Genomic DNA, 22,714 nt, shown 5'->3' on the forward strand with positions numbered 1-22,714 from the left:
CGCGCAGCGCGTGCTCCTCCGCGGTCTTGGCGGCCGCCGTACACACTCCCGCCACCACCTCGGTCGGCCCCCCCCCCCCCCCCCCGATGCCGCGCCAGGTGCCGATCGACAGGTCGATGTTGCGCTCCTTGAGCGTCGGCACCGACTCGAAGCCCTTGACGCGCTGGTCCGCCATCACCGCCAATGTCTTGAGCTTGCCGGCCGCCACGTAGACCGACACCTCGGCCGGGCTGACCGTGACCGCGTCGATATGCCCGCCCAGCAGCGCCAGCACGGCCGGGTTGCCGCCCTGGAACGGGATGTGGTTGAACCTGGTGCCGGTCTTGTCCTCCAGCGCGGCGGCGGCCAGGTGCCAGATCGAGCCGTTGCCGGCATTGCCCACGCGCATGGCGCCCGGATCCTTGCGCGCGGCCTCCAGGAACGCCTCCACCGTGGTGTACGGCGAATCGCTGCGCACCGTGATGGCCGACGGATCGGCGTTGAGCCGCGCGATCGGCACGAAGTTCTCGTAGGTCAGCTTGGTCAGGCCCAGGTGCGGCACGATGGTCAGGTCCGCCGTGAGCAGCGAGAGCTTGTAGCCGTCCGGGTGCGCGTTGGCCACGTCGGCCCAGCCGATCGCGCCGCTGGCGCCCGGCTTGTTGACCACTACGATGCTCTGCGGCAGGTGCTTGCGCGACGACTCCGCGAACGCGCGCGCCAGCGCGTCGGTGCCGCCGCCGGCCTGGAACGGCACCACCAGTTCCATGCCATGCGTGGGGAACGGGGTTGCCTGCGGGGTTGCCTGCGCGGTGGCCTGCGCCATCGCCGGCGCGCTGGCGACGGCGAGCAACGCGCCCGCCACGGCCAGCATGGCGCGCACGCGCATCGGGGCAAAACGGGGCTGCCTTGTCATGTTGTCTCCTCTTGTGGTCTTGTCTTGTCGCGTCTTGCTGTTGGCTGCCGCGACTGCGCATCTGGCGCGGCTTCTCCGGCCGGCTCGCTGGCCGGCTCATATTTCCCGGCGCCATGCGCCGCGCGGCACTCAGCGGATGAACTGGTCCACGTATTCCGCGCCCAGGCCCACCGCCGCGAAATGCGCCTTGCACATCTCGATCTTGGTGAACACGTCCTCGTAGCCCATGCCCTTACCCCACGGGTCGGTGTAGTACATGACGCCGTTCACCTGGAAATAGGTGATCATCTCCTCCACGTCGGGCGGCACGTACAGCGTATGGGTCTCGCCCGGCGGCTCGAAGACGTAGCTGCCCTCGGTGGCCTCCCAGTCATGCTCGAGATACCGCCAGCGGCCCTTGAGCACGAAGCCGTGCACGGCCTGCGGATGGCGGTGCCGGCTCAGCACGCCGGACTTGCGCACGCGCAGCAGGTTCATCCAGTAGCCCTGGCTGGCGTTCAGGCACAGCGGCCGGAACCACACGTTCTCCGCCTGCGGCACCCACAGCCGCTCGTCCGTGGGAATGGCGTGCGGCACCACGATCTCGGGCAGCGCGTGCGGCGGATTGGGATATTGGTAGGGCGTGAGGGGTTCGGTGTCGGGGGTGTCTAGTGGCATCGGAGGTCCATTAGTCCATATTATGGAATTGAAACTTATAATATGGACTCATTGTAGGAAGACTGGCGGCGCGACGAACCCCGGGGTTTCCCTGAAGCGGTGGCGCGGAACGCCCTAGCCCCCGCGGACGGTCCCTGCGCCGCGACGGTATGCGAGACGCTCCGGGCGCCGTCCCGCGCCCGCCGATGCGAATGGCAAGGTCAGACCAGCAGCCAACTGAACTTGTCGGCGATCAACGCCTTGCGGGCCTCGATGAAATCCTCGTACCGCTCCAGTTGCCAGAGCGCCGGATCGGCGGGAATCAGGTGGAGCGCGAGATAGTCCGGCGACTTGTCGGCGAACCACTCCGCGGCAAGCGCGTCGCCCTTGCCGCCCGCGCCGTTCTCGGCCCGCGTCAGCAGCATGCAGTTGGCCAACTGGTTGCGCGCGGCATCGCGGTACTTCATGACCTGCCGGCCGCTCTGCTCGTTGACGACCTTGACCGCCCTCAGGCGGCTCTGCGCGAACACGTGGTCGACCTGCGGCAGGTTGTTGTCGTAGGCCGGCGCATAGGTGAACGCCGGATACCACAAATTGAGAATGAGGTGGATGGTCTTGGAGCCATAGCCCATCTCGAAGAAACGCTCGCGGGTCAGCTCCAGGCTCCGGTTCTGCGAGCGGATCACGCCGTAGCCCTCCTCCGCGTCGAAGCGCCCCAGTTCCCGGAAGCGCTTGACCAGCGCATCCACGATGCGGTCCGACTGGCCGCTGAACGCGCCGGCCAGCAGCGTGCGCACGAGGAACACGTCCATGTGCCGCGCCTCCTTCCAGGCCTGCGGAAAATGATGGCGGACGTAGATCAGCGGAATCAGCGCGATGTAGGAAGGCAGCGCCTTGTCGCCCTGGATGTACGTCTTGCTGCGGACGAAGTCGGCCACCGCGCGAATGGAGTCGGACAACGACTCCCAGTCCGCCTCGATCGCCTCGCGCACGCCCGGTTTCCTGAACTTCGACACTTCGTATTGCGCGCCCTGGTCCAGCAGCACGAGACAGGTCTTCAGGACGAAATCGCGGTCGAAGGCAAAGCCGTAGCGGTTCAGGTCGTCCAGCAGTTCCTCCATGCGGTTGTCCGCCACGTCCCAGGTCGCGTTCAGCAGCGAGAACAGCAGGTCCGACTTCTCCAGCTTGGTGCCGCCGGAGTTGGCGCGGATGAAGACCTCGACCACGTCGTCCTCGGTATAGAGCGTGGGATTGTCGATGCTGTCCAGCTCCTGGTACGTGATCGACTCGTCCATCTTGAAGGTGCGGTCCACGAGGTCGAGGTTGTTGTCGATCCGGTCCTCCTCCTCGGCCGTCAGCTCGCGGCCCGCGCTGGCCTCGATCTCCCGGAGCAGGTCGCGCTTGCGGCGGCTGGTCATGACCAGGTCCTTGAACTTCACCCACGGAAAGGCCGACTCCCTGGCCACGCGGAAGGCGAAGCGGAACTTGATGTCGTCGGGCAGCGTCGCGGTCCCGCTGAGCACGTCGAAGCAAAGCTCCCTGCCGGCAAAGCTGCCACACAAGCCGATGTACAGGCTCTGCAGCCGCTGCTGCCCGTCGAGGACCAGGCACTTTCTCTTCTCGTCCTCGGGCACGAAGAACGTGCTCAGCTTGAGCGAATCGGTCCAGTTGTCGATGAACTTGCGGCGGCGGATACCGCTGGTGGTCTTCCACACCAGCAGCGTGCTGATCGGGTATTCGCGCAGGATCGAGTCGAACAGGCGGCAGATCTGCTCCTCTCCCCATACGAACGGGCGCTGGATGTTCGGCAGCCAGAAGCCGCCGTCCTCGTCCGGGTTGTTAAGGTAGCCGACGATCTTGCGGATGGTTTCTTTTTGGTTTTTCATGTTTTCGGGACGTTGTTTTCCAGCCTGCCTCCCACGCGCGGAGGCCGCCGCCTGCTCTACGGCAAGCGGGACAATTTCTTTAGCCGCCATCCCCGCGGCGGCCCATGCGCAAGAGGGGCCGACAGGTTCGACACAGGTTCACGGGACTCACGAGGCCGCCATCGCCTCCCGCACCGCGTCGCGCGCGCACCCGGCCAGCAGTTCCGATGCCGCGCTGCGCTGCGCGCCCGCCAGGCGCGCGATCACCAGCGGCTGGCGCAGCGTCTGCTCGCGGATCGGCCGCTGCGCCACGCCGCCGGCCACGGTGGCGGGCGGCGCCTGCGTGATCAGCAGCGCCACGCCCAGCCCGTTGGCCACCATGCCGCGCGCCAGTTCCAGCGAGGCAACACGGTAGCGCACTTCCGGGTGCAACCCATATTGCCAGAACGGCGCCATCAGGAATTCGCGGCTGTGCGGCAGGTCCACCAGGATCAGCGGCTCGCGCGCCAGCGCGTGCAATGACACGCCGCCGCGCCCCCTGGCCAGCTTCGATGCCGCAGGCACCAGCCCGTAGGGCGGCAGCTCGGCCAGGCATTCGCGGTCGATCTCGGCGGGCAGGCCCACGTCATAGGTCAGCGCGAACTCGATATAGCCGCTGCGCAAGCCCTCCTCCATCTGCGCGAGGTCGCCTTCCACGAAGCGCACGGTCAGCGCCGGGTAGCGCTCGCGTGCCAGGCGCAGCAGCACCGGCAGGTAGACCGGCGCCAACGTGCTGAACACGCCGATCTGCACCTCGCCGGCGGCGCCGTCGCCGGGCCCGCCGGCCTCGAACGCGGTGGCCGCGCGCAGGATCTCGCGCGCTTCGGCCAGCTTGCGCACGCCGAAGCGCGTGAGCGTCATCCTGGCGCCGGCGTCGCGCGCGAACAACGCCGCGCCGAACAGCGTTTCCAGCTCGCGGATGGCCACCGAGACCGACGGCTGGGACACGTTGAGCTGCCGCGCCGCGGCCGTGGTGCTGCCGGTGTCGGCCGCCGCGGCGAAGTAGCGCAGCAGGCGCAAGGAGACACGCATCAAGAAATCTTATAGGTCATAGTGGATTTCAATATTTTACTTGATAGCCACGGATGCACAGAATCCACTGATCCGGGTGTCCCAGGCCGGCGCCCGCAACAAAACCAGGAGGAACGACAAGTGCAAGCCGCCTATCCAGTGCCCCATCCCGACGCGCCGCCCGGCATGCTGGCCGGCATCCGCGTGATCGATTTCTCGCGTGTGCTGGCCGGCCCGTACTGCACCGCGCTGCTGGCCGACCTCGGCGCCGAGGTCATCAAGGTCGAGCCGCCCGGCGGCGACGACTACCGCGCGATCGGCCCGTTCGCCGATGGCGAGAGCGGCCTGTTCCGCGCCATGAACCGCAACAAGCAGAGCATCGTCATCGACCTCAAGACCGAGGCCGGGCGGGCGCTGGCGCGCTCGCTGTGCGCGCGCGCCGACGTGGTGGTGGAGAATTTCCGCCCCGGCGTGGCGGACAAGCTCGGCATCGGCTACGCCACGCTGCAGGCGGACAATCCGGGACTGGTGTACGCCAGCGTGTCGGGCTTCGGCCAGACCGGTCCGGAATCGCACCGCCCGGCTTACGACATCATCCTGCAGGCCATGTGCGGCCTGATGGACGCCACCGGCGCGCCGGACGGCCCACCCACGGTGCTGGGCGAGGCGGTCTCCGACGTGGTGAGCGGCCTCTTTGCCTCGTGGGGCATCCTCGCTGCGCTGCTGGCGCGGCAACGCAGCGGCAAGGGCACGCACGTGGACGTCTCCATGTTCGATGCCACGCTCGGCCTGAGCGCCACGCTGGTGGCCCGCTACGCCGCCACCGGCGAGGCGCCGCGGCGCGTGGGCAACCGCCATCCCTCGTCCGCGCCGTTCGGCGCCTTCCGCGCGGCGGACGGCTTCTACGTGGTGGCGGTGCTGAACAACAAGCTGTTCCAGGCGCTGGCCGGCGCCATCGGCCAGCCCGCGCTGGCGGCCGATCCGCGCTTCGCCGACGATCCGGCGCGCTGCGCCCACGAGGCCGACCTGCGCGCCTGCATCGAGCACTGGTCCGCCACGCGCACGGTCGCGCAGGTCAACCGCGTGCTGGGCGCGGCCGGCATCCCGGTGGCGCCGATCCGCAACGTCAGGCAGGCGCTGGAAAGCGAGCTCGCCGCGCACCGCGGCCTGCTCGCCGAGGTGGCCGGCAAGCACGGCAGCCTCGCCCGCGTGCCCACCCAGCCGGTGAAGTTCTCCGGCCAGCACGCCGCGCCGTTGCGCCCCGCGCCCGCGCTCGGCCAGGATACCGACACCATCCTGCGCGCGCTCGGCCTGGGCCCGCTGCAGGTCCAGGCGCTGCGCGCCGGCGGCGCGCTCGGCCCGGACACCGCCCTCGCCCCACACGACAAACCCGAACTGGAGAACCATCATGCTTGAACGACTGGGCGTGCAGCCGGCCGACCTGGAAATGTCCGACGCCATCGGCCGCTTTGCGCGCGCCGAGCTGGCGCCGAACGCCGCCGAGGTCGACCGCGACGAAATCCCCGCCACGCGCTACGTGCCGCAACTGGCCGAACTCGGCGTGATGGGCATGAACCTGCCCGAGCGCTGGGGCGGCATCGGTGCCACGCCGGTGGCACTGATCCTCGCGCTGGCGGAGATCGCCAGGGCCTGCGCGTCCACCTCGTCCATGGTCGGCGCGCACTATCTGGCCACGGACTCCATCCTGATCGGCGGCGACGACGAGCTGCGCGCGCGCTACCTGCCGGACGCCGCCGCCGGCACCCGGCTCGGCGCCTTCGCGCTGACCGAGCCGCGCGCCGGCTCCAATCCAGCCGACATGGCCACGCGCGCCACGCGCGAGGGCGACGGCTACCGCCTGCGCGGCGTGAAGCACTTCATCTCCAACGCCAACGCGGCGGACTTCATCGTGATCTACGCCAAGACCGACCCCTCGGCCGGCACGCGCGGCATCAGCGCCTTCGTGGTGGACCGCCGCAGCGCCGGCGTGGAAGTGGCCCCGGCGGAAAAGCTGATGGGCATCCGCGGCGCGCCCGCGCATGAGGTGGCGCTCGACTGCTTCGTGCCCGCCGCCAACCGCCTGGGCGCCGAGGGCAGCGGCTTCCGCACGGCGATGAAGGTGCTCGACAACAGCCGGCTCGACGTGGCCGCCACCAGCCTGGGCATTGCCGAGGCCGCGCTCGAAGCCGCCACCGGCTGGGCCCGGCAGCGCCACGTGGGCGGCGAGCCGCTGGCGCGCAAGCAGGGCCTGCAATGGATGGTCGCCGACATGCGCACGCGCCTGGAAGCGGCGTGGCTGCTGACGCTGCAGGCCGCGGTGCGGCGCGGGGCGGGCCAGCCATTTACCGACCACGCCTCGATGGCCAAGCTCTACGCCTCCGAGATGGTCGGCTTCGTTACCGATGCCGCGCTGCAGATCCACGGCGGCTACGGCTTCACGCGCGAGATGCCGCTGGAGCGCCTGGTGCGCGACGCGCGCATCCTGCGCATCTATGAAGGCTCGTCGGAAATCCAGCGCCTCGTGATCGCGCGCGCGGCATTCGCCTGAGCTGACCTTCCATGACGCGACCGCCGGCGGCAACGCCGCACGGCGGCGCATTCCCGTGCAGGAGACACACATGACAGCAGACCAGAACGCGCGCACGCGCGCCGCACACACGTCCGCGCCCACACTGATGGAGCGCCGCTCGATCGACTATATCCCCGACGCCGAACGCCACGGCAGCCTGTCCAGCCAGTTCACGTTGTGGCTCGGCGCCAACCTGCAGGTCACGGCGGTGGTAACCGGCGCGCTGGCGGTGGTGCTGGGCGGCGACGTGTTCTGGTCCCTCGTCGGGCTGTTCGCGGGCCAGCTCGCCGGCGGCACGGTGATGGCGCTGCATGGCGCGCAGGGCCCGCGGCTCGGCCTGCCGCAGATGATCTCCAGCCGCGTGCAGTTCGGCGTGTACGGCGCCATCCTGCCGCTGGCGCTCGCATGCGTGATGTACGTCGGCTTCTCCGCCGGCGGCATGATGCTGGCCGGGCAGGCGCTGGGCCAGTTGCTGCGCATTGCCAACGGCAGCGCCATCCTGCTCTTCGCGGCGCTGGTGGTGATGCTGGCGGCGCTGGGCTACCGCACCATCCATGCGATGGGGCGCATCTCCAGCCTCGTCGGCGTGCTGGCATTCCTGTACCTGTTCGCCAGCCTGCTGCACGGCAACGACATCGGCGCGCTGCTGCAGCGGCGGCATTTCACGATGGCCTCTTTCCTGCTCGCGATGTCGCTGTCCGCTTCCTGGCAGATCGCCTACGGCCCCTACGTGGCCGACTATTCGCGCTATCTGCCGCGCGCCACACCGGCACTCGGAACCTTCCTCGCCGTCGGCGTGGGCTCGGTGGCGGGCGCGCAGATCTCCATGACGTTCGGGGTGTTCGCCGCCGCGCTGGCCGGCGACCGCTTCGCCGGGCACGAAGTGGCGTTCATCGTCGGCCTGGGCGCCAGCGGCGCGGTCGCCGCCCTGCTCTATTTCACGATTGCGCTGGGCAAGCTCACCATCACCACGCTCAACGCCTACGGCAGCGTGATGTCCGTGGCTGCCATCCTGACCGGCTTCAGCGGCCGGCGCGCCATCTCCGGGCGGACGCGGCTGTGCTGCATCCTGTTGATGGTGGGCCTCTCGACCGCGCTGGCGCTGGCCGGCGAGCGCGCCTTCCTCAGGGAGTTCTCGGCCTTCCTGCTGTTCCTGCTCGCGTTCTTCACGCCGTGGAGCGCGATCAACCTGGTCGACTACTATTTCGTCACGCGCGAGCGCTACGACGTGCCCGCTCTGTTCGACCCGGACGGGCGCTACGGGCGCTGGAACCTGGCCGGCATCGCCATCTACGCGCTTGGCGTGCTGGTGCAGTTGCCGTTCATCGCCACGCCGTTCTATACCGGCGCGTTGGTGGCGCCGCTGGGCGGCGTGGACATCTCGTGGATCATCGGGCTGGCCGTGCCGGCGGCGCTGTACTACGTGGCTTGCCGGGCCGGCATGGCGCCAGCCGCGCTGATCCTGCCCGACGAACTGGGCAGCGCAGAACGCGCCGGCGGCTGAACCGCGCCCTCAGGCTGCCCGGGCCCGCGGCTTGCGCGCCGGCCGGGGCTCCCGCTGCCATGCCGCGATGCCGTCCAGCGTGATGCGCAGCCCTTCCTCGAACGCCGTGTCGGAAGACAGCCGCGAAAACGCCTTGCTGACGTAGCGCGCGCCGGGATATTGCAGCGCGGAGACCGAGCCGAGCTTCTTTTCGATGAACGCCTGGTGATGGGCCGGCAACTGGCGCGAGGCTTCGGCCATGCTGGCGGAGACCAGGTATTGCGCGAGCAGGTGGTAGGCCAGCGCGACCTGCTCAGCGGTGAAGCCGCCCTGCATGAACGCGGAGGTCATGCGGTTGAAGAATTCCATGCCGTAATCGATCTCGCCCGGCTCGACGTCCTGGAACAGGCGGAAGCGGTTGTGCGAGGCCACGTAGATGCTGACGCCGGGATTTTCCACCGCCACCTCGAAGCTCAGGCGCGCGATGGCTTCCACGTCGGCACGCCAGTCGCCGGTCAGCGAGGGGATGCGCGTCAGCCGCTGACGGTAGTAGTCGTTCAGCACGCCCGACACCAGCTGGTCCCGGCCGCCCAGGTAATAGTGGATCAGGCCCGGCGCCACGCCGAAGTCCTTCGCCAGCTGGACCATCGAGATCTGGTCCAGCGGCACCGACTTGGTAAGCTGGATCGCGTGCTGGAGGATCGCCACGCGGCTGAGCATCGGCTCCGCGCCGATGGCGGAATCCGCCTTGGACGGGCGGCCGCGGCGGCGCGGCGGGTTCGGTGCCTCCGGTACGCCGGGCACGTTCGGCGCATTCGGCGCATTCCTCGCGGTCGGCGTCTTGTGGTCAGGCTCGGCGGCGGGCTTACGGGCAGCAGTACGGGCGGCGGGCATGGGAATCGGCAGCTCAGTGGATGCGCGGTGAACGCGCAGTGGACGTCCTCGGACGCCGGGCGCGGCGAAATTGCGCCCCTGCTAATTCTACCCGCCCGCCCCGGCGATGGCGAGTCAGGCGCCGGCGGGCTCCGGCACCGCCGCAGCGTGGCCGCCCGGGCGCAGGTAGCGGCCCAGCGACAACGTCAGCAAGCCGGCCACCAGCAGCATGCACGGCAGCGCCAGCAGCGGCACGTCGTAGCTACCGTGCCGGTCGAACCACGCGCCCAGGCTCACCGGCCCGATGACCGCGCCGAAGCCATAGCCGGAGAACGCGATGCCGAACAGCGCGCCGAACGCGCGCAGCCCGAAGTAGGAGCGCACCAGGTAGGAGATGAGATCGCCCTCCGCGCCGATGGTCAGGCCGATCAGCGTGGTGGCCAGCAGCAGCATCTGGTAGTCGTGCGACGCGCGCAGCAGGAAGATGCCCAGCGCGCCGCCGACGAAGAACACGCAGGCCACGAACGGCGCGTGGATGCGGTCGATCAGGATGCCGGTCAGGATGCGGCCCGCCAGCAGGCCTACGCCCACCATCGACGCGCTGCGCGCGGCATCGGCCGGGCTGAAGCCGCGGTCGGCGAACATCGCCGGCAGGTGCGGTCCGAGCGACAGCGTGGCCGACGAGGCCAGCACGAAGACCGCCCAGATCGCCCACAGGCGGTAGCTGCGCAGCGCCTGGCCGAACGATACGCCCTCGCCGGCCGGCGCCTTCGCCGTGCCCTTGCCGGGCGCCCTGCGCTCGCGCAGCAGCGCGCAGGCCGCCAGCGACAGCACGACGGAGCCGATGCCCAGCACCACATAGGCCGTGCGCCAGCCGAAACCCGTCACCAGGTACTGCGCGGCCGCCGGCATCAGCACGGTGCCCGCGCCCAGCCCGCACATGGCGATGCCCAGCGCCAGCCCCAGGCGCCGGTCGAACCATTGCGGCAGCACCGCCAGATAGCCCAGCACCGAGGTGGCCGCGCCGAACACGCCCACCACGGCGGACAAGCCGATCCACAACGCCTTGCTGCCGTTCTGCAGCGCCATGCAGGCGGTGGCGGCGCCGAACACCAGCGCCGACACCGCGATCACGCGGCGGATGCCGAAGCGGTCCATCAGCGTGCCCACCAGCGGGCTGACCACCGCCAGCCCGAACATCGACGCCGCGTACGACAGCGACGCCTCGGAGCGGCCCCAGCCGAACTCGGTGGCCAGCGGCCGCACGAACACGCCGGCGGTGGCGTTGAACAAGGGCGCGTAGCCGGCCAGCATGCCGAGCGCGGCGCCGAAGATCACGGCGATATAGGTCCATCGGCCGGGGGCGCCGGCCGGTTGGCGGGAATGCTGCATGGTGCTTGTCTCCGTTTCGGGTGAAGCCGCCTCTGCGGGCGGCTGCGATGAGGTGATGCCGATGAAACCGTGGCCGTTATGCGAGGCCCGTTCTGCTGCCAAGGTAGGCGCCCGCATTCGGCGCCACCGCTTCGATGCCGAGCCGACGCATCATCTGGCGCGCCGTGCAGACCGCCGTGGACGTGACCGGGATGCCGAGCGCGCGCTGCGCGGGCTCGATCGCCGGCAGCGACGGCATCTGCACGCAGGCGGAGAGCACCACCGTATCCACGCCGGCGGTGTCGAGCCGCTTGACGTCCTCCAGCAGTTGCATGGGATCGCGCTCGCCAACCGCGAGGTTGTCGAGAATCGAGAAGTTCAGCACGTCCTTGACCTCGATGCCCTCGCTCTCCACGTACTCCACCACCGTGCGCGTGAGCGCGTCGCTGTATGGCGCCAGCAGCGAGATGCGGCGCGCGCCGAAGTCCTTGAGCTCCTCCACCAGCGCGCCGGCGGAGGTCATGATGGCCGGCTGGTACGGCACGTCCTCGAGCGCGGCGAGCAGGTCCTCGACCACGCGGCGGTGATAGCCCTTGCCCATGCACATGGTGGCCACCAGGCATGCGGTGCTCATGACGTCCACGCGTGCGTCGGCCAGCTCCAGCGCGCAGCGGCCCATGTCCTGGTTCATCCGCGCCAGTTCCTCCGCCACCACGCGGTGCATGCGCACGCGGCTGGCGTGGAACGAGAAGCGCTCGGGAAGCGCCTGCATGCGGCCGGCGAAGATGGCCGGCACCTCGCGCTCCATCGTGATGTTGGAGCTGGGAACGATCTGTCCGATTCTGTATTGCATGATGTCGTGAATGTGATGCGCGCTTATGCACGCTTATGCGCTTATGCGCTTATGCGCTTATGCGCTTATGCGCTTATGCGCCTACGCGCTTTCTGCCGCGTGGCCCGCGGTGCGCTGGAAGGCGGCGAGCGCCGCGCGCAGCGAATCCGGAATCGGCGTGCCCACGCGTTCGTCCAGCCGCACGCAGATCGGCGAGAACATGGCGTCGAACACCGGCGTGCCGTCCGGCCGGCGCGCCACGCAGCGGATGTCGTAGGAGCGCGTGCGGATGGCCTCCACCCAGCACTCGATGTCGATCACGTCGTCCGGCCACAGCGTGCCGATGAATTCGAAGCGCATGCCCTTGCACGGCGTGCCCACGCCATGCACGGCGCCGAGCCGCCCGGCGCCGCCGGCGAGGTGGTCGGAGAACAGGCCGACCGCGCCGAGCAGGTAGTCGGTGAAGCGGCCGGTGTAGACCACGCCGGCCGGGTCGCAGTCGCCCCAGCGGACCACGCGGCGCACCACGAAGGGCTGTTCGCCGAGCACGTACTCGGTGGCGCGCATCATGGCTGCGTCGCGGCGGACCCGCCCATGCCGCCCATGCCACCCACCCCGCCCGCGGCCAGCTCGGCCATCAGGTTGGGATACTGCTCGCGCAGGCGGTTGAGGTCCACGCGGCCGGTGCGCGTCATGAAGCGAAACACGAACTCGTGCGGCGTGGGCAGATCCATCCATTCGCGGATGCGCTCGTACCAGTTGTACGAGGCTTCCGACGCGCTGATCAGCTTGGCCTTCTCCGGGCGGCGCACCGCGTCGTAGCGCCGCAGCGCCGCCGGCACGTCGCCGGGGAACGCGACCACGGCGTCGGCCAGCGCGATGGCGTCCTCCATCGCGATGCGCGTGCCCGAGCCGATCGAGAAATGCGCGCTGGTCAGCGCGTCGCCGATCAGCACCTGGTTGCCGCAGTGCCAGGTCTGGTTGACGATCACCGGGAACTGGCGCCACACCGAATTGTTGGACACCAGCCTGTAGCCGCCCAGCTCGGCGGCGAAGATCCGCTCGAACAGCGCCTGGCGCGCCTCCTGCGGCATGGCCTCCATGCCGAAGTCGGTCCAGGTCTGGTGATCGCATTCGGCCACGAAGGTGCTCATGGTGTCGGAGTACGGGTAATAGTGCGCGATAAAGTAGCCGCCCTCGTACTTGCGGAACACCAGCGCCGGGTTGGCGAACGCCTTCTCCACGCCGTACCACGCGAAATGGTTGGTCAGGTTGCGCCGCGTGGTGCCGAAGCCCGCCTCGTTGGCCGCGCGCAGCAGCGAATTCACGCCGTCGGCGCCCACCACGAGGTCGGCATCGAGCGCGGAGAAATCCGTGATGCGCGTGTGGTAGGCAATGCGCACGCCCAGCTCGCACGCGCGCGCCTGCAGGATCGCCAGCAGCCGGATGCGCGGAATCGCGCCGCCGCCCGCGCCCGGGCGCTTCATGGTGATGGGGTGCTCGTGGCTGACGATGGAATGCCGGTCGCTGAAGCGCATGGCGCCGGCCAGCGCGTCCACCACCGAGGGCGACGCCGCCCGCAGGCTGGACAGGCCGGTGTCCGCCAGCACCACGCCGAAGCCGAAGGTGGCATCCTCCGGGTTCTGCTCGTAGATGTCGATCTCCACCGCCGCCAGGCGCTCCTTGAGCAGGATGGCAAGAAACAGCCCCGACGGGCCGCCGCCGATGATCGCGACCTTCATCACGCCCTTCATCACGCATCCTCCGGCGAAATCAGCAAGGCATCCATGTCGAACTGCTCGATGCGCCCCGCCAGGCCGCCGGTCAGCGCGCCATACCAGACCGCCGGCTTGAAGCCGAGCGCCTTGCGCCGCAGCGCGATGCGAGGGTTGCCATCGATGCGCACATAGCCATTGCCCAGCGCCGTGGCGGCGTAGCCCTCGGTGCCGCGCGCCACGTCGATCAGCGCGGCGAACTCCGGCACGTCCAGCACGTAGACCGAGGCCTTGCCGCCCGGCCGCGGCGCGGCGCCGATGCGCGCGGCCTTGCGCTGCCACACGGGCTCGATGGAGCCGAAGCCCGCGCCCTCTTCCTCCAGCTCGATGGCGGCGTCGATGGTGAGCTGCGCGTCGCGCGCGTCCGCCGCGCTGAACGGGCGCACCTGCCAGGTGATCTCGATCGGGTAGCCGTTGGGGTCGTTGAAGTAGATCGACTCGATGACCTCGTGGCGGATCTGGTAGCGCAGCGCAATGCCCACCGCCTCCACGCGCTGGCGCCATTGCAGCAGCTCGGTCTCGTCGCGCACGCGCCAGGCGGTGTGGGTGGCGCGGTCCTGGTAGTGCTCGCGCACGGTCAGCCAGTCCGGCCGCTCGGTGCCGATGTAGTAGAAGAAGGCGATGGTGCTGCCGTTGCCGCTGTCGAAGAAGAAGTGCAGGAAATCGGCATGGTTGTCCGGGCCCCAGCCCTTCGCCGAGATCGCGTGCACCAGCGGCAGGCCGAGCAGGTCGCGGTAGAAGTGCACGGTCTCGCCCAGCTTCCAGGTCGGGCGCGCGGTGTGGTGCACGCCATGCAGTTGCACGGACGGCGCCGCGCCAAGGTTTTTCGCTTCTGTCATGTCACTTCCCTTCGGTTGTGGTGCTGATGGTGGTGCTTGTGGTGCCGCTGGCCGCCTCGGCCACCAGCATTCCGACGATCCGCTCGCGCAGCAGCGCCTTGCTCAACTTGCCCGAGGCCGTGAGCGGAAACTCGCGGACGACTTCCAGCCGCTCCGGCCACTTGAACTTGGCCAGTCCGGCCTCCTGCAGGTACGCCGTGAGCTGCGCCAGCGTGAGGTCGGTGGCCGGCGGCTTGGGGATGACGAAGGCGCAGACGCGCTCGCCGTACACGCGGTCGGGCATGCCCACCACGGCGCAGGCCAGCACCAGCGGGTGCAGGTTGATGACGTTCTCCAGCTCCTCGGCGTTGATCTTCTCGCCGCCGCGGTCCACCACGTCCTTGATGCGTCCGCAGAAGAAGTAATAGCGCTTGCCCTCGACCACGCGCGACGACATCAGGTCGCCCGAGCGGTAGAACCCGTCCGCGGTAAAGCGCGTGACGTCCTCCTGCTCCGACTTGTAATAGCCGCGGATGGTGTATGGGCCGCGGAACAGCGCCTCGCCCACCTCGCCGTCGGCCACCGGGTCCTCGGTGCCGGGGTGGACGATCTTGACCTCGTCGTGGGCGCAAACCGGGCTGCCGACGGAGGTATCGCGGATCTCCTGCGGATCGTCGCGGCGCGCGAACATGATCACGCCCTCGGTCATGCCGAAGATGTGGTGCGCCGGCGAGCCGGTCAGCCGCGTCAGGCCAGCGGCATTCTTCGGCGCGACGAAATTCCGGCGCGCGCGGCCCGCCGCGTCCGCGCGGGCCAGCTCTGGCGCAATGCGCGTGAGGATCGGGCCGGCCACGCCGAACCACGTCGGCTGGTAGTTGCGCACCAGCGCCTGCAGGCTTTCTTCGCCGATGTCGGGCGTCACGGTGACGGTGGCGCCAATCAGCAGGAACGGCCCGAAGAAGCAGCCCATGTTCAGGTTGTGCATGTACGGCGTGGGGAAGAACAGCACGTCCTGCGCCGTGTAGCCGTTGCAGGCGACCACGGCCCGCATGTTGTAGAGATACTCGTTGTGAAAGCGCGGGATGATCTTGGGCACGCCGGTGGTGCCGCCCGAGAGCTGGAACACGGCGGCCTGGAACGGGTCATGCGTGACGTCCGCCAGCATGGCGCGGGCGCGTTCCAGCGGCATGCCGTCGATCAGGTCCGCCAGCAGCACGGCGCGCCCGCGGCGCTCGCCGCGCGCCTGGAGGATGTAGGCCAGGCTCGGCACTTCGGCCTGCATCTCCTCGGCAAAAGCCACGTCGTCGAACTTCGGGTCGTCGCCCTGCACGAAGTGCAGGCGCGCCGCGCACAGGTTGCCCAGGTAGCCGATCTCCAGCTTGCGGAACGCCTGCAGCGAGCACAGCGGGATGATGCCCGCCTTGAGGCAGCCGAAGAAAGCCAGCAGCAGCTCGTTGCAGTTGCCGCACTGGAACACCGCGCGGTCCAGCGGCTTCATGCCCAGCGCCAGCAGCGCCGCGCCGAGGCGGTCGGTGCGCTCGTCCAGCTCGCCATAGGTGATGTCGCCCTCCGGGCCGGCCAGCGCCACGCGGCCGGCATACTGCCGGAACGACGCCTGGAAGCCGCCGGTGAGCGTCTCCTGCGTCAGCACGCCCTCGGCGACGTAGCGCCGCAGGCGCTGCTCGTCCGGGTATCTCACGCCCGCCAGGGGCTCGGCGGGGCGCACGGTTGAAATCTGCTGCATGTTTTGTCTACCTCGTCTGTTTTTTTCACGGGCCGCCGGCGAGGGCGCGCCGCGTTGTCCGCATTGTTGCGCCTACACCATCGTTTCGCGCAACCACGCCACGATGTGCCGGCCCGCGATCTGCTGGCCCGGTTCCTCGTCGCGGCCCAGCGCCATGCCGTGGTGGTTGCCGCGCACGCGGATGTGGCGCTTGTGCCCGCTGGGGATCTGCCGGTAAATCGCCTCGATGTCCGCCGGGAAGGTGCACTGGTCGCCCGTGTATTCCAGCAGCAACGTGGGCTGGTGGACCGCGCCGAGCGTCTTGTCCAGCGCCGCGTTGGACGCCAGCCCGGACCACGTCGACAGCCACGACTCCGGCGTCACCACGCGCGCAAAACCCACGCTGCCCCAGTTGGAGACGAACGGGTCCTTGCCCCACAGCGAGCCGGTCTTGCGGTCGGACGGATCGAGCGAGATGTCCCACGAGCGCAGGTCCGCATCGGTGCGCCAGACCTCGAACACCGGCGCGTGCGCGGCGAGGCGGCGGTCTTCGTCCGCGCCGCTGCCCGCCTTGAGGCGCTGCCGCGCCTCGTGCTTGGCGCGCAGCATCTGCCGCGCGCGCGCGTCGATGCGCGCCACGCGCTCGGCCTGCGCCTGCCGGTAGCGCTGCACGAACGCCGGCGCATACTGCCCGCGCCCGCTGGCGGCATCGAAGCCGTTGGCCGCGGAGAACGGATCGAGCGACGGGTCCGTCCGCATGGGATCGTCCTCGTCGACAACCGACGGGTCGAGCCCGCTCATCAGCAGCTTGCCCTGCCCCGGGTGCGGCGACACCAGGATGATGCCGTCGGCCTCCGGCATGTGCAGCTCGCCCAGGTTGGTCGGGCGGCCGCCCGGCGTGCGGGCGATGCGCAGCTCGCGCGGCGTCAGCGCCTGCTGGTTGTAGAAGGTGTAGAGCCCGGCGCCGCCCGAGTTGCCGAGCAGGACGATGCGCGCGTAGCCCAGCTCGCGCAGGTGCGACATGCCCGCCGTCACGTCGAACAGCGCAATCTCGTGCTCCAGCCGCAGGTCGTTGCCGATGGAGCGCGGCCCCTGCACCCAGCACGCGCAGCCGGCGTCCAGGATGAACGGCACGAGGTAATGCGTGATCGCCATCTCGCGCGGATGCATCAGGCAGACCACGGTCTTCTCCGCGCCCGTCACCGTGAACAGGAAGCCCAGCGTGCGCTGGCCGTCCGCGGTGCCCAGCGCGTAAGGCACCATCTGATAAGGGCGCGTCATCAGCCTTGCGTCCCACGACGCGCCCCGCATGCCCGCAGTCACCTGCGCCTTGCCGTTGTCCGTCACGACGTCCCCTTTCGTTTCTTCTCGTTTAAATGCCATCATCTCAATAATCTAGACTTAATTTGATATACTGTCAATTAATAACGCGCCACTGGCCGGCGAACCGCATGCCTCAGAACTTGTGGCGGATGCCCAGCGCAACGCCCAGCATCGCGTTCCTGCCGTTGGCCAGCGCATAGCTGTTGCCCAGCGACAGGCTGTTGGCGAACCCGATCGACGCGGAATCCAGCATCAGCCCGGCATTGCGCGCATAGGCCGTGGTCACGTAGACATCGGTGCGCTTGGACAGGTTGTAGTCCGCGATCAGCGAGACCTGCCACGGATTGGCCACCTGGCTGCTGCCGTACAGGTTCTTGAGATTGTCGTAGTCGTACTCCACGGTCAGCCCGAAAGCCGGCGTGACCTGGTAGATGGCGCCCACCCAGTAGAAATCGTCGCGCCCGGTCAGCGTGCCGTTCTGGTCCCGGTTCTGCCCCCAGCGGTAGCCGCCCATGATCCGCGCCTGCCCGAACGCATAGCTTGCCGCCGCCACCGCCTTCTTGACCGTGCCGCTGCCCGCGCCGATGGTCGGGTTGAACTGGTCATAGCCCAGCGTCATGCTCAACGGCCCGGCGGAATACGCTGCCGCCACGCCATAAGCGCTGTCGCGCCGGAACTGCCCCGGCACCTCGCCATTGCCGCCGATCGCCGTGCCCGCGGCCGCCACCTGCGGCAACGCCAGCCCGGTGCCGAACGACCAGTGCGCCACCGCCGTGAGCGGGCCGAACGTGCCCGTGTACTTCACCACGTTGTCCTCGCGGAAGTTCGCGCCCGTGAGCATCACGATCGGCTCGTACTGCGTCGCAAAGTATGCCGGCACGAAGTTGGCGATGTTGTCGAACAGCGAGGTGTACTGCCGCCCCAGCGTGATCTGCCCATACCGCGCGCTCTGCAAGCCCACATAGGCCTGGCGGCCGAACAACCGGCCGCTCTGCTGCGTGGTGCCCGTATCCAGGTTGAACCCCGTCTCCAGCACGAACAGCGATTTCAGCCCGCCACCCAGATCCTCCACGCCGCGCAAGCCCCAGCGCGAGCCGGACAAGCCGCCGGAACTCAGCCGGTAGACATTGTTAGACGCCCCCGGATTGAAGCCGTTGGCCGCCGTCGGCACCACGCCCGCGTGATTGACGAACTCCAGGTTCATGTCCGCCACGCCATACAGCGTCACCCCCGACTGCGCCCACGCCGCGCCCGAACCGGCGAGCAGGCAAGCCAACGCGATCCGTCCGTATCGCCCATACCGCCCGTACTGCCCATGCCGCCCGTACTGTCTGCACTTCATGTCTGGTCTCCTCCTTTGATTTATGTTTTGTCTACACCGCCGCCATCTACCTCTACCGCTACATCCCACCCCTCATATTGCCATCATGGCAATTAATGTAGATTAATTTTGATAGTGACTCAATTTATGGTTTTCCCGGGTACGAGCGAAGAGAGCGCCACGCGCGGTGGCCAGTGCACATCAGGGAAGCACTTCGGCGATATCCGCCGCGCGCGGGCGGCTACAATGCAAAGCGCGACGGCGCCTCCGGCGAGGCCCGCAACCGCCCGGAGAACCGCATGCCCCACGACCCGAAGCACTTCAGGCCCCTGGACCCCGGCCGCGTGAACACCATGGACAGCGTGGAACTGCAATACTGGTGCGCGGAGCTCAACTGCTCGCCCGCCGAACTGCAGGAAGCCGTGGCCAGCGTGGGCGACCACATCTCCGCCGTGCGCGCCCGGCTCGAAGCGCTGTATCCCGACAGGCGGCACGGGTAAGCCCCGGCCGCCCGCGGTACGGCTCAGCGGCCGGTCAAGGCAGCGCCTGCCGCGCGTCCGGCGCGACCATCTCGCTCAGCACCAGCGTCTCCTGCGCCAGCCCGGCCGCCAGCGACAACAGCCGCCCGTGCAGCTCCGCCGCCGGATTGTTCCCGCCCGACGCGGCGTAATCGCTTGCCACCGACAACAGCGCATGCAACTGCGCCGCCTTCTCGGCAGCCACGCTCAGCGGCGTCTCGCACGGCATGTGGGCGGTCACGAACATGTCGGCGCCTGTGTGCTCGACGGTGATGCCCTGGCGGGTGTGCTTAGGCATGGGCGGCCTCCGCTTGGGGGATGGGCGGGTGGGCGGAGATACGGACGATGAAGAGAGATGAGTGCCCGGAATGGGCGAATGAAGACTTCGGCATGAGTGCCTCCTGTGAACGGGACTTCAATCCCGCACCCCGCTGTCAATCGAGGTGGGCGGGCGCAAGGCAGGGTTGACAGACCGACACAGGACCGGCGAGCCCGAAGGCTCCCCCACCCAGGCCCGCCCGTAGGGGCGTGCGAAGGCATAACGGACGAAAAAAAGCCGCCAGGAAATCGGCGGCCATCCGCCTGTGTTCGGGCTGTCAAACCCCGTCGCCGTTGTTTCAGCGACCCACGAAGTATACCTTTGGCCGCACTAGGCTGGAAGCCGCGCCAGGGAACGGATGTGTAAACTTTTGATTCCGATCCGCCAGCGACAACATCATGCACTACGTGGGAGGTACACCGCCATCCAGTTGGCCGCTTACAACATACCGAGGGTCGCCCATACCTCCTCCAGTGCCGGCCTGCTAATTTAGAGGCTCGAACCACGCGGCAAGGACACACATGCCCAAGCAACCACACCCCTGGACCCGACACACCGCCGCCGGCGCCATCGCACTCGCCACCCTCCTCGCAGGCTGCGCCACCCAATCCCCCATGACCCCAATCCCCAATCCCGGCCCACAAGGTGCCCGCGGCACCCCCGAAGGCTGCCAAGCCGACAAGCTCGGCGACGACGCCCTGATTGGCAAGACCGAAGCTGATGCCATCGCCCTGCTCCAAGGCTGCGCGTGGCGCTTCGGTAATCGGGAAGGCCAGCATATGCCTGGAACGATGGACTACAACCCGCAGCGGCGGACGTTGGATGTTAAGGATGGGAAGGTGGTGGGGGTTAGGCGGGGGTGAGGGATGGGGGATATTTGTTTGGTGAGGATGGCTGATATCGGCCATCTACGGTCATTATCCGAAAGCTCGCTGTAGACGTTCGGACGACCGTTCCCCTCAAATAGCGGTCATCCCAGGGTGAGTGCACAGCTCACCTCTTCGGCCGAATCAATCAAATTTTCTGATCGTGACAGGACGACTACTATATATTATGCCGCTGGGAGAGCCAATTTGTTGAGTAGCTGGTTGAATATGCCCCGCTATAGCCAGCGTGCGATGCGCGTTTAAATTCACGGCATTGCTCTTCATCAAACATTTCGCCTTAAGGAGACCCGGATGCAGGACCTGGACGATCAGGTGCAAAAGCTAAGAGCGATTTATCTGAATTCCGCCACAGCCGTGCCGATGAAAGATGAAACTGCTGCGAATAAGGCTTTGGAAGCCTATCAGAGCCTGCAGCACGCAACGGACCGACTCTTCGATTTATTGATCGTCTTGGAGAATACTGACCAAACAGTTGGCACCGTGCGTTCTCTAGCCAATCATTTCTTTTTGGCCAATGTGCTGGATAACGTGAGCGAACCGATCGCCGAGGCGCTCAACAACATTGCGGCTTGCCTGCCCGGAATTGCTCAGCCCGACGGAACGAGGATTCCATCTGGGCCCGTTCAACCAGGCGCATCTCCTTCCCCGCAAGTCACTGCCTTCGTGAAAGCACTCGACAATGAGTCGGCTTGGCTGGAAGCCATGCTCATAGGCCGCGCCTTCACGGTCCTGAAGCGATTTCCTTTTTCCAACGCTCGCACCAAGGCGGTTGCGGACGCAGCGACTCGGATCAAACGGTTCGGCTACGCCTTTTCAATCCGCTCAGGCCGATACCAGATCAGCCCTGAGGGTATCGAAAATATCGTCGGCCAAATTTGGAAATGGCTCCAGCGCGTAGGCTCTCTCAACGCGCTCTCGAATATCATGCGGGTGGCCCTAGAGACCCAAGACTACGCCTACGAGCAAATTCTATTCGGCAGGAAATATGCCGGCGGCCTTGGCTATCGGCCCCCGGGATTGCCGATCGGTCTGCTCTATAACATTGCCGTCAAGCTGCCGGCCCTGGGATCCAACGAACGCAATGCCAGGTCCTTCTGGGACAAGGCCGTCTGCCTAGCGCGCGATCTCGTGGCGATGCTCGATCTCGAACCCTACTCACAATTTGCTTTCTTAGGATTGAACGCCGAAACCTTGGAGGATGGACTGCGAGAGGTCGCTCACTACGACCACTGCTTCTCTCTTCGTCAGTGGCACCTCAGCTTCACGCCTCAGTTTCTCGCCATTTTTTTCGGTGAAAGCTTCGATGGCGATATGAAGCAGCGGCTCGGCTGGAACGTTGCGGATGCAATAGAGCTGGCCCAGGTTCTTAAAGCGCACGCCGCACCTGGCACTCAGGTCGTACCGATCTCCAGGTTGGTTGAAACCGGCTTCGACCTGGGGATCTTTAAATCCATGTTGCCGTTCTTTGCGCACAAAGAGGGAGAGGCCAACAAGCACTATCGCTCCCCCTTCGGGGCCGCGGGTCCTGACGTAATCTTCAAGCCGCTCATTCTGCTCAAGGGAAACAGCGTTGTTCTGCCGGCGGCCTCGGTACTGGGCCCAGCCCTGTTCGAAGCCACATTCGCAGCTTGGAGAACCAACAAGACCGATCAGGAAATCGCCCGTCTGAGAGGCGATGCGGCAGAGCGACTAACGAAATACATATTCGCCAAGCACGACTTTCAACCGAGCTTCGAGAGCGCGATCTACAATCTGGGTGAACAAGGTGCCGGCGAGTGCGATCTCGTTTTCGAGGATGAGGAAAATATCATCCTTGTCGAGTGCAAAGCGAAGGCGCTAACGCGGGGCGCCATGACTGGCATGCAGGGCGATGCGCTACTTGATTTTGCAGGTGGCTTGTTTGCTTCTCAAGCTCAGGCTCTCAGGCATGAGCGTATTTTGCGAAGTGTGGGCGCGATACATTTCTGCGACGGGACGAGTCTCGAGCTTCGAGACCGGCACATCACGCGCCTCACGGTGACCCTGTTGGACCACGGCGCGCTCCAGGATCGGTGGATGCTTAGGAACGTTTATAACGCTTTGTTGTCGGCCCAATTCACCTGCGATTCTGGCTATACGAAAAAAAAGCAAGTCGAGGAATTCAACACGCATCTACGCTTGTTTCAGAAGGAGACACGCCTGCTTGAGGCGGCAGGCCAACACATCAACGCGCATCCGCTCAATGCCGGCTCCGCGAGCGTGGCCCAACTCGACATTCTATTGGAGAGCGTGCAATCGCTGACCGAGGTGAGGAAGAGGCTATCCATCCCCATGACGTACTCGACCTTAAATGTACTTCTTGAACACTTTCACCAGCAGAAGATGCGCAGCGCCGGTCAGCCTTCTTAACGTCGGCATTGGCCGAGGCCGGGAACGAAGCTGAGTCTGTCCGGAAGACTGTGTAAAGCGGCCTTTGTTGT

Annotated in this window: 20 protein-coding genes; 6 read left to right on the top strand and 14 right to left on the bottom strand. The window is 67.3% G+C overall.

Features of this window, described 5'->3' with window-relative positions:
• The 4 genes from AC3WXD_RS12445 to AC3WXD_RS12460 form a co-directional block, all read right to left on the bottom strand.
• Nucleotides 1-892: tripartite tricarboxylate transporter substrate binding protein (locus AC3WXD_RS12445; protein WP_492323815.1), on the bottom strand; the 892-nt coding region annotated here is incomplete at its 3' end.
• A gap of 129 nt (nucleotides 893-1,021) precedes the next feature.
• A complete protein-coding gene (locus AC3WXD_RS12450) occupies nucleotides 1,022-1,549 on the bottom strand; it encodes a 2,4'-dihydroxyacetophenone dioxygenase family protein (protein WP_020200610.1) in 528 nt (175 codons plus the stop codon).
• Nucleotides 1,550-1,749: 200 nt separating this feature from the next.
• Nucleotides 1,750-3,414 (bottom strand): DUF262 domain-containing protein, encoded by a 1,665-nt coding sequence (locus tag AC3WXD_RS12455; protein WP_020200611.1) that lies wholly within the window; start codon nucleotides 3,412-3,414, stop codon nucleotides 1,750-1,752.
• A gap of 147 nt (nucleotides 3,415-3,561) precedes the next feature.
• Nucleotides 3,562-4,464 carry a LysR family transcriptional regulator gene (locus AC3WXD_RS12460; protein ID WP_059413624.1) on the bottom strand — a complete coding sequence of 301 codons (903 nt, stop codon included), beginning with the start codon at nucleotides 4,462-4,464 and terminating at the stop codon, nucleotides 3,562-3,564.
• 165 nt (nucleotides 4,465-4,629) lie between these two features.
• Between AC3WXD_RS12460 and AC3WXD_RS12465 the strand changes: the two genes are divergently transcribed.
• The 3 genes from AC3WXD_RS12465 (at nucleotide 4,630) to AC3WXD_RS12475 (ending at nucleotide 8,516) form a co-directional block, all read left to right on the top strand.
• On the top strand, nucleotides 4,630-5,859 hold the full coding sequence (locus tag AC3WXD_RS12465) for a CaiB/BaiF CoA transferase family protein (protein WP_492323894.1): 1,230 nt from the start codon (nucleotides 4,630-4,632) through the stop codon (nucleotides 5,857-5,859).
• Nucleotides 5,852-6,991 carry an acyl-CoA dehydrogenase family protein gene (locus AC3WXD_RS12470; protein WP_020200614.1) on the top strand — a complete coding sequence of 380 codons (1,140 nt, stop codon included), beginning with the start codon at nucleotides 5,852-5,854 and terminating at the stop codon, nucleotides 6,989-6,991. Before AC3WXD_RS12465 ends, AC3WXD_RS12470 begins: the two co-directional genes overlap by 8 nt.
• A 70-nt stretch (nucleotides 6,992-7,061) precedes the next feature.
• Nucleotides 7,062-8,516 (top strand): purine-cytosine permease family protein, encoded by a 1,455-nt coding sequence (locus AC3WXD_RS12475; RefSeq protein ID WP_492323816.1) that lies wholly within the window; start codon nucleotides 7,062-7,064, stop codon nucleotides 8,514-8,516.
• Nucleotides 8,517-8,525: 9 nt separating this feature from the next.
• Here the strand turns inward: AC3WXD_RS12475 and AC3WXD_RS12480 are convergent, their stop codons facing one another.
• The 9 genes from AC3WXD_RS12480 to AC3WXD_RS12520 all read right to left on the bottom strand — a co-directional run bounded on the left by AC3WXD_RS12480 (nucleotide 8,526) and on the right by AC3WXD_RS12520 (nucleotide 18,552).
• Complete coding sequence (locus tag AC3WXD_RS12480) at nucleotides 8,526-9,299, bottom strand: TetR/AcrR family transcriptional regulator (RefSeq protein WP_454732902.1); 774 nt, start codon at nucleotides 9,297-9,299, stop codon at nucleotides 8,526-8,528.
• Nucleotides 9,300-9,503: 204 nt separating this feature from the next.
• A complete protein-coding gene (locus AC3WXD_RS12485; protein WP_492323817.1) occupies nucleotides 9,504-10,760 on the bottom strand; it encodes an MFS transporter in 1,257 nt (418 codons plus the stop codon).
• 76 nt (nucleotides 10,761-10,836) lie between these two features.
• The gene (locus AC3WXD_RS12490) at nucleotides 10,837-11,592 is read right to left on the bottom strand and encodes a maleate cis-trans isomerase family protein (protein ID WP_020200618.1); all 756 of its coding nucleotides are present in this window, start codon (nucleotides 11,590-11,592) and stop codon (nucleotides 10,837-10,839) included.
• 81 nt (nucleotides 11,593-11,673) lie between these two features.
• A complete protein-coding gene (locus tag AC3WXD_RS12495; protein WP_492323818.1) occupies nucleotides 11,674-12,141 on the bottom strand; it encodes an acyl-CoA thioesterase in 468 nt (155 codons plus the stop codon).
• Complete coding sequence (locus AC3WXD_RS12500) at nucleotides 12,138-13,313, bottom strand: FAD-dependent monooxygenase (RefSeq protein ID WP_492323895.1); 1,176 nt, start codon at nucleotides 13,311-13,313, stop codon at nucleotides 12,138-12,140. Before AC3WXD_RS12500 ends, AC3WXD_RS12495 begins: the two co-directional genes overlap by 4 nt.
• Nucleotides 13,314-13,324: 11 nt before the next feature.
• Nucleotides 13,325-14,185: a VOC family protein gene (locus AC3WXD_RS12505; protein WP_492323819.1), complete on the bottom strand. Its 861-nt coding sequence runs from the start codon at nucleotides 14,183-14,185 to the stop codon at nucleotides 13,325-13,327.
• Between the two features lies 1 nt (nucleotide 14,186).
• A complete protein-coding gene (locus AC3WXD_RS12510; RefSeq protein WP_492323820.1) occupies nucleotides 14,187-15,908 on the bottom strand; it encodes an AMP-binding protein in 1,722 nt (573 codons plus the stop codon).
• A gap of 72 nt (nucleotides 15,909-15,980) precedes the next feature.
• On the bottom strand, nucleotides 15,981-17,168 hold the full coding sequence (locus AC3WXD_RS12515; protein WP_492323821.1) for an alpha/beta fold hydrolase: 1,188 nt from the start codon (nucleotides 17,166-17,168) through the stop codon (nucleotides 15,981-15,983).
• 175 nt (nucleotides 17,169-17,343) lie between these two features.
• Nucleotides 17,344-18,552 (bottom strand): porin, encoded by a 1,209-nt coding sequence (locus AC3WXD_RS12520; protein ID WP_492323822.1) that lies wholly within the window; start codon nucleotides 18,550-18,552, stop codon nucleotides 17,344-17,346.
• 278 nt (nucleotides 18,553-18,830) lie between these two features.
• Here AC3WXD_RS12520 and AC3WXD_RS12525 point away from each other — a divergent pair, with 278 nt between their 5' ends.
• Nucleotides 18,831-19,031: a DUF3606 domain-containing protein gene (locus tag AC3WXD_RS12525; RefSeq protein WP_492323823.1), complete on the top strand. Its 201-nt coding sequence runs from the start codon at nucleotides 18,831-18,833 to the stop codon at nucleotides 19,029-19,031.
• A gap of 34 nt (nucleotides 19,032-19,065) precedes the next feature.
• On the opposite strand, the gene AC3WXD_RS12530 is transcribed toward AC3WXD_RS12525, so the two are convergent.
• Nucleotides 19,066-19,347: a hypothetical protein gene (locus AC3WXD_RS12530; RefSeq protein ID WP_020200626.1), complete on the bottom strand. Its 282-nt coding sequence runs from the start codon at nucleotides 19,345-19,347 to the stop codon at nucleotides 19,066-19,068.
• 542 nt (nucleotides 19,348-19,889) lie between these two features.
• On the opposite strand from AC3WXD_RS12530, the gene AC3WXD_RS12535 reads away from it, so the two are divergent.
• Together AC3WXD_RS12535 and AC3WXD_RS12540 are read left to right on the top strand one after the other, a co-directional pair.
• Entirely contained in the window at nucleotides 19,890-20,231 is a 342-nt protein-coding gene (locus AC3WXD_RS12535) for a hypothetical protein (RefSeq protein ID WP_492323824.1), read from the top strand.
• A 315-nt stretch (nucleotides 20,232-20,546) separates the two neighbouring features.
• Nucleotides 20,547-22,643, top strand: coding sequence for a hypothetical protein (locus tag AC3WXD_RS12540; RefSeq protein WP_492323825.1), 2,097 nt, complete (start codon nucleotides 20,547-20,549; stop codon nucleotides 22,641-22,643).
• Nucleotides 22,644-22,714 lie beyond the last annotated feature (71 nt).

It is taken from the genome of Cupriavidus sp. FW216-B1 (assembly GCF_058789195.1).